This window comes from Streptomyces graminilatus (genome assembly GCF_001418565.1).
In the GTDB taxonomy this organism is placed as follows: Bacteria; Actinomycetota; Actinomycetes; order Streptomycetales; family Streptomycetaceae; genus Streptomyces; species Streptomyces graminilatus.
Genome location: NZ_LIQQ01000689.1, coordinates 1 through 1,170 on the forward strand (window position 1 = coordinate 1; position 1,170 = coordinate 1,170).

Here is a 1,170-nt window from a genome sequence, read left to right on the forward strand (position 1 = left end):
CACCACGGCCGCGGAACTTCCCGCCCCCACCGTTCCCTTACGCGAGCCCGGCGCGCTCCAGTGCGTCGGTGCCCGCCCGGAGCGAGGCGAGCCGCTCGTCGAGGGTGAAGCCGGCCGGGGCGAGGGTGAGCGTGGTGACACCGGCCGCCGCGTAGGCCTTCATCCGGTCGGCGATCCGGTCCACCGAGCCGAGCAGCGTCGTCTGGTCGATCAGGTCGTGCGGGATGGCCGCGGCGGCGCCCGTCTTGTCGCCGGACAGGTACTTGTCCTGGATCTCGGCGGCTTCCTTCTCGTATCCCATGCGCTGGGCGAGCTGGTTGTAGAAGTTCTGCTTACGGCTGCCCATGCCGCCCACGTACAGGGCGGTGTACGGCCGGAAGGTGTCGGCGAGCGCCGCCACGTCCTTGTCGTCGCCGACGGCGATGGGCAGCGTCGGACAGATGTCGAACCCGTCCAGACTCATCCCGGCCTTCTCGCGCCCCGCGCGCAGGTACTGGATGGCGGTGTCCTCCAGGTGCGCGGCGGACGGGAAGATGAGGAGCGCGCCGTCGGCGATCTCACCGGTCTGTTCGAGGTTCTTGGGGCCGATCGCGGCGATGTAGAGCGGGATGTGCTCACGCTCGGGGTGCACGGTCAGCTTGAGGGGCTTGCCCGGGCCGCCGGGCAGCGGCAGCGTCCAGTGCTCGCCCTCGTGGGAGAGCCGCTCGCGGCTCATCGCCTTGCGTACGATCTCCACGTACTCGCGGGTCCGGGCGAGCGGCTTGTCGAACTTGACGCCGTACCAGCCCTCGGAGACCTGCGGCCCCGAGACACCGAGACCGAGCCGGAACCGCCCGCCGGACAGCGAGTCCAGGGTGGCGGCGGTCATCGCGGTCATCGCGGGCTGACGGGCCGGGATCTGGAAGATGGCGGAGCCGACGTCGATGCGCTCGGTCTTCGCGGCGACCCAGGTGAGTACGGTGGCCGCGTCCGACCCGTAGGCCTCGGCGGCCCAGCAGACGGCGTATCCGAGGCGGTCGGCCTCCTGAGCGACGGCCAGATTGTCGCCGTCCATTCCGGCACCCCAGTAGCCGAGGTTGATCCCGAGCTGCATGGCCGATTCCCCTTACCGATCAGTAACGTCCCTTGTACGCCCGACCCTAGCGCGGGAATTCCCACCCACCCACCTGT

1 protein-coding gene is annotated in these 1,170 nt (G+C 70.1%); it reads right to left on the reverse strand.

From position 1 onward, the window contains the following. Positions 1 to 37: 37 nt before the first annotated feature. Entirely contained in the window at positions 38 to 1,093 is a 1,056-nt protein-coding gene (locus AOK08_RS39955) for an LLM class F420-dependent oxidoreductase (protein WP_055535221.1), read from the reverse strand. Positions 1,094 to 1,170: the final 77 nt, after the last annotated feature.